Annotated in this window: 8 protein-coding genes; 5 read left to right on the top strand and 3 right to left on the bottom strand. The window is 46.4% G+C overall.

Going from position 1 to position 5,378, the window contains the following annotated elements; all coding sequences use genetic code 11:
* On the bottom strand, window positions 1-361 hold a 361-nt coding region (locus tag VIN66_RS02800), incomplete at its 3' end, for an alpha/beta fold hydrolase (RefSeq protein ID WP_331922572.1).
* A gap of 411 nt (window positions 362-772) precedes the next feature.
* On the opposite strand from VIN66_RS02800, the gene VIN66_RS02795 reads away from it, so the two are divergent.
* Both VIN66_RS02795 and VIN66_RS02790 read left to right on the top strand, forming a co-directional pair.
* Entirely contained in the window at window positions 773-925 is a 153-nt protein-coding gene (locus tag VIN66_RS02795; RefSeq protein WP_331922571.1) for a hypothetical protein, read from the top strand.
* A gap of 127 nt (window positions 926-1,052) precedes the next feature.
* Window positions 1,053-1,406, top strand: a complete 354-nt coding sequence (locus VIN66_RS02790; RefSeq protein ID WP_331922570.1) for a VOC family protein — start codon at window positions 1,053-1,055, stop codon at window positions 1,404-1,406.
* Window positions 1,407-1,470: 64 nt separating this feature from the next.
* On the opposite strand, the gene VIN66_RS02785 is transcribed toward VIN66_RS02790, so the two are convergent.
* Window positions 1,471-1,728, bottom strand: a complete 258-nt coding sequence (locus tag VIN66_RS02785) for a hypothetical protein (protein ID WP_331922569.1) — start codon at window positions 1,726-1,728, stop codon at window positions 1,471-1,473.
* A gap of 328 nt (window positions 1,729-2,056) precedes the next feature.
* Between VIN66_RS02785 and VIN66_RS02780 the strand changes: the two genes are divergently transcribed.
* Complete coding sequence (locus VIN66_RS02780; protein WP_331922568.1) at window positions 2,057-2,731, top strand: substrate-binding periplasmic protein; 675 nt, start codon at window positions 2,057-2,059, stop codon at window positions 2,729-2,731.
* Window positions 2,732-2,776: 45 nt separating this feature from the next.
* Here VIN66_RS02780 and ettA read toward each other — a convergent pair whose 3' ends face one another.
* Window positions 2,777-4,444, bottom strand: coding sequence for an energy-dependent translational throttle protein EttA (ettA, locus tag VIN66_RS02775; protein ID WP_331922573.1), 1,668 nt, complete (start codon window positions 4,442-4,444; stop codon window positions 2,777-2,779).
* Window positions 4,445-4,467: 23 nt separating this feature from the next.
* Here ettA and VIN66_RS02770 point away from each other — a divergent pair, with 23 nt between their 5' ends.
* Together VIN66_RS02770 and VIN66_RS18820 are read left to right on the top strand one after the other, a co-directional pair.
* Window positions 4,468-5,253, top strand: a complete 786-nt coding sequence (locus VIN66_RS02770) for a recombinase family protein (protein WP_331922567.1) — start codon at window positions 4,468-4,470, stop codon at window positions 5,251-5,253.
* A 46-nt stretch (window positions 5,254-5,299) separates the two neighbouring features.
* Window positions 5,300-5,378 (top strand): transposase (locus VIN66_RS18820; protein WP_414709855.1); only part of this gene is annotated, 79 nt, incomplete at its 3' end.

Below are 5,378 nucleotides of genomic sequence, written 5' to 3'. Positions count from 1 at the left end.
AGCGTTCAACCAGCTCAGGAAAGGCCGCAGCAAGTGCTGTTGCCACCATTCCGCCCATCGAATGGCCGACAATGGTGAGTTGTTGCCAGTTTTGCTGACGGCACAATGCAACCAAGTCCTGTACCCAGTCAAAAAAATAATAGTATGCATCCGCGCCACGGTGCGAAGAATGACCATGACCGGGAAACTCCAGTGCCAATATTGGCAGGTCCGGTAACTTTGCCGCCAGAGGGATAAAGCTTGCTGCATTATCCAGCCAGCCATGCAGGCACAATATTGGTTTAACAGTCAGCGGCAAAGGCTGCAGACTTAATGCCGCTAATTGTAATTGGGCAACGGGAAAGCTAACGGGATAATGCATGGCACAACTTGGCTAACTGAGCATACCGGTACGTTAACACACAGTAGCCAGCCCAGGCATTACCAATGTTCAACCTTTGTATAACTATGCGTCGTTATAAGGTGTTTTAATTAGAATAACTAACCAAAAATCTTCATGGCTTGTTAGCTTGACCGAGCTGTAAATAGCTCGATTTTTATGTTTATTTCTTACGTATTGTGAATAAAATCTTATTTTAGCTGCATAATTAGAGAGTTTTTCTATCTGGGTCATGCTGGTTACTATGACAGCGCAGTGAATGTTAAATGAATGAATAGCGATTTATTGATAAGAAAAACTAATGCTTGTGTTGTAATTAATCTCGCTCGTGGGTTGTGCAAAAAATCGGCATAATGTGCAACATATCAGCACAGTTAGTTACAGAGGTGAAGCATGACAACATTAAATACTGCAGCAGAGAAACACCACGTTACCGCGAAACGCAGCAATGCTCTTGCCCGGGTGTTACTGGCGCGCAAAGTGAATCTTTTGTTGGCGAAAATGGGCCAGGCACTGAATATGAGTGCAATGGCGCTTACTAAGTAAATCGTTTCTGCGTTTCAGCTAAAAGCCACGCGCTTCAATGCGCGTGGCTTTTCTTTTTTCTGCCGCTTGTTCCTGTCAGACGCTTGTTTTACAGTAGTTAATGTTAACCGCTACGGGAGCTGAAATAATGAGTGGGCATGAAAAGATAAATTATGTTGAGCTTCCTGCAGCTGATCTGGCCGCGACTAAGCAGTTTTACAGCCAAGTGTTTGGCTGGGTGTTTGCAGACTACGGACCGGACTATGTTGCGTTTGCGAACTCAGGGCTGGATGGTGGCTTTTATCGCGCCAAAACACATTCTACCGTTGCTGGCGGCGCTGCACTGGTGGTGCTTTACAGCAAAGATCTTACTCAGACTGAAAAGAAGATAGTGACGGCTGGTGGCAAAGTGGTTAAGCCGGTATTTTCATTTCCGGGTGGGCGGCGTTTTCACTTTACAGACCCCAATGGTAATGAACTGGCGGTGTGGTCAGAGCAATAAGCAGAATGCGCTTACGTACTGCAGCTGGCGTAAGCGCTTGCCGAATAACCACATAAGACCTCTGTTACTCTTTGTTGCTGTCAGTTGTCTTAACTGCCGGTGTAATTGACTGTTCAGCCTGTTTGCTGCCGGTCGAGAAAAACAGCTCAGCAGCAGTTTGCTCTAACGCCGTTTTAGCTTGTTGCTTAATGTTGGCGCTTAACTCGGTCAATTGTGTGCTAACGGCGTCACTGATGGTGTCAGTGATGCTATTGGCACTGGCTGAAGCAGTAAAGCCGGTTGCAATAACAGTCGTCAGGATAAGTGCAGTTACAGTTTTCATTTTTTAAGTCCTTGGTATTAAGTTAGTGATAACAACGCTTTTACTATTACAAGGGCTGTGCCACTTTTAATATTATTTTAAATTACTGTTTTTAATGGGTTTTTCATATTTTTGATTGATGCCGTGATTGATGGTGTTGCTTATTTTAATGAGCAAAATAACGAATTTGACTAATAATTAGTGAAATTATTCTTGCCACAGAATCGATGGTGGGAAGTAAAACTGCGCTATCATTCAGCACAGTAGCAGGTAGTAACGGGGCCTTATGCTAAGAACTTTGTTATTAGTCGGATGTTTTTTCTGCAGCAGTGCGTGGGCGCAGGAACCATTGCGTGTTGTCACTGAGTTGTCGCCACCACATCAAACCCTGGTTAACGGTGAGGTATCGGGAATAAGCACTGAACTGGTCCGGGCTGTATTGGCTGAAGCGGGTGTCAGTGCCCAGATAGAGTTGTACCCCTGGGCCCGGGCATTTCGTATCGCCCGCAGCCGGCCAAATATACTGATTTATAATATGGCCCGTACTGCAGAGCGCGAGCAGGAATTTCGATGGATAGGTACAGTAGCTGCTTATCAGCTGGGCTTTGTTAGCCTGAGCCACCGTAGTGATATCAAAATCAGCTCTGTTGCGGATGCCAAGCAATATACGGTAGCGGTGCAAAGAGATGATTTATCAGCTAATTTTTTGATAAATAATGGTTTCGTGCCAGATGAGCAACTGGTGCAGGTTGCCGATATTGCTGAGTCCTGGCAGTTACTGCTGAACGGCAAAGTCGATTTAGTGATAGATGATCCGGTAGCACTGAATGGCATGGTTGCAACGTTGGGGCTGCGCCGGCGTGATGTGAATTTTATTTATGCAATTCCAGAGCTGGAACAACAAACATGGCTGGCGGCCAGTATTGCTACGCCAGAGCTGCTGGTAAAGCAATTACAGGCGGCGCATAGTAAGGTAGCGCAAACAGTGCGCTATCAGCAGGTGATGTCCTCATCTTATCAATAACTGCCAACACAAAAGAAAACGCCCGTCGAAACGGGCGTTTTGGCATCAGATTTTCTTGTACTTAATCCGGTGTGGTTCCAGTGCATCTGCACCGTAAGTCGCTTTAAGCCAGGCTTCGTAGTCAGAATAGTTACCCTCAAAGAAGTTAACCTTGCCTTCATCACGATAATCCAGAATATGGGTTGCGATACGGTCGAGGAACCAGCGGTCATGCGAGATCACCATAGCGCAGCCGGGGAAATCTAATAGCGCATTTTCCAGCGCGCGCAGGGTTTCAACGTCCAGATCGTTGGTCGGTTCGTCCAGTAACAGCATATTGCCGCCAGCTTTTAGCAGCGCAGCTAAATGCACGCGGTTGCGTTCACCGCCTGACAGCTCACCGATAAACTTCTGTTGGTCATTGCCTTTGAAGTTAAAGCGGCCAACATAAGCCCGGCTTGGGATTTGGAAGTTACCGATTTGCAGCATGTCCTGGCCGTTAGAAATCTCCTGCCAGACGGTATTTTTCGGGTTCATATTGTCACGGAACTGGTCAACACTGGCCAGTTGCACTGTTTCACCGACGCTGATGTCACCTGAGTCTGGTTTTTCTGTACCACTGATCATTTTGAACAGCGTTGATTTACCGGCACCGTTAGGGCCGATAATGCCCACAATTGCCCCCTTAGGAATACTGAAGCTTAGATCTTCAATCAGCAGGCGATCACCGAACGATTTGCGTAAGTGATTAACTTCCAGAACTTTGTCGCCAAGGCGTGGCCCTGGTGGAATAAACAGCTCGTTGGTTTCATTACGCTTTTGAAATTCCTGGCTTTGCAGCTCTTCAAACCTGGCCATACGTGCCTTACTCTTGGCATGGCGGCCTTTCGGGTTTGTACGCACCCACTCAAGCTCCTGCTTGATTGAGCGCTGGCGGGCATTCTCTGCTTTTTCTTCCTGTTGCAGACGGGCATCTTTTTGCTCCAGCCAACTGGAGTAGTTGCCTTCCCAGGGAATACCGTAACCACGGTCCAGTTCCAGGATCCAGCCGGCGACGTTATCAAGGAAATACCGGTCGTGGGTAATCGCCACAACTGTGCCCGGGTAGTCGTGCAGGAAACGCTCTAACCAGGCAACTGATTCAGCATCCAGGTGGTTGGTTGGTTCATCCAGTAACAGCATATCTGGCCGTTCAAGCAGCAAGCGGCAGATAGCGACACGGCGGCGTTCACCACCTGACAGGTGTTCAATCTTGGCATCCCAGGGCGGTAAGCGTAATGCATCAGCTGCACGCTCCAGCGTATTATCCAGGTTGTGGCCTTCTTTTGCCTGAATTAATGCTTCAAGCTCACCCTGTTCACGGGCCAGAGCGTCGAAATCAGCATTTTCGTCGGCATAGGCGGCATAAACTTCGTCCAGTCGCGTCAGCGCATTTTTTACGTCACTGACGGCTTCTTCGACAATTTCCCGTACTGTTTTATTGGCATCCAGCACCGGTTCCTGTGGCAGGTAACCGATTTTAGTACCAGCCAACGGGCGTGCTTCACCTTCAAACTCAGTATCAACGCCGGCCATAATGCGCAGCAGCGTAGATTTACCGGCACCATTTAGACCCAGCACACCGATTTTGGCGCCGGGAAAGAAAGATAAAGAAATGTCTTTTAATATCGTGCGTTTGGAAGCAGAGATTACTTTTGATACTCTATGCATAGAGTAAATATATTTATTAGGCAAAGCCACGGGAAAACCTTCTAATTATGGATAAGATTATATTGTCGTATTGTAGGGTTTCGACGACAGAACAGTCAACGGACGGGGCTGGTTTAGAGAACCAACAGTATGCCAACAATCAGGCGATAGAAAGGCTTCAAAAGCTTGAACGCTATAAGCGGCTCGACGATATTGTGGAGATAGGTTCTGCATTCAAAGGCAATAACCTTACATCTATTATCGAGAATGCTAAAGCTGGTACTTATCCTAAAGGTTCTATGATTGTAATGTTCGACCAAACTCGCTTTAGTCGAACCAACTTTTTAGACTCTGCAAACCGTATGAAGGAATTACTGGATACAGGGGTTAACATACACTTCAGCACCAGTAACGAAACAATCACTAGTGAAAAGTTAGTGGATTTCGGTGGCTTTGTATCAATGTTGGCAAAAGCAGAGGCTGCCAATAAAGAGTCAAAATCAAGATCCGATCGTACATTAACAAGTTATGCCAATAAAATAGCGAAAGGTGAGATTGTCGCAGTTGGGAAATTGCCGAACTGGATAAGGAAAAATTACGACACATCCGGTAGTAAACCTAGAATTGTCGGCTTTGAAATAATTCCTGACCGAAAAGAAGTGCTTGAAGCAATATTTGATAAGTATATCAATGGCGAAGGCGCGACATCGATTACAGCATGGCTAAACAAAAATGTTGAACCATGGCCTGAGTTTGACCACAAACGTAAAGATAAAGCCAATCGGGTGTGGAGAGAGTCTTACGTCACAAAAATTTTAGTTAACCCAGCAGCCATAGGTGTGGACTTCCCCTAAAACAGTAGACACTCCTTAGGTTAGAATACAACTTTAGGAGGGCACCATGTCCAAGCAACGTTTTACACCAGAATTCAAAGCTGAAGCAATCAAACAAATCACCGAACGTGGTTATTCCGTTAAGG

This window comes from Rheinheimera sp., from assembly GCF_036568245.1.
GTDB lineage: Bacteria > Pseudomonadota > Gammaproteobacteria > Enterobacterales > Alteromonadaceae > Alishewanella.
Note: the sequence above shows the minus strand (reverse complement) of the source record. Positions and strands in the feature narration are given on the sequence as shown.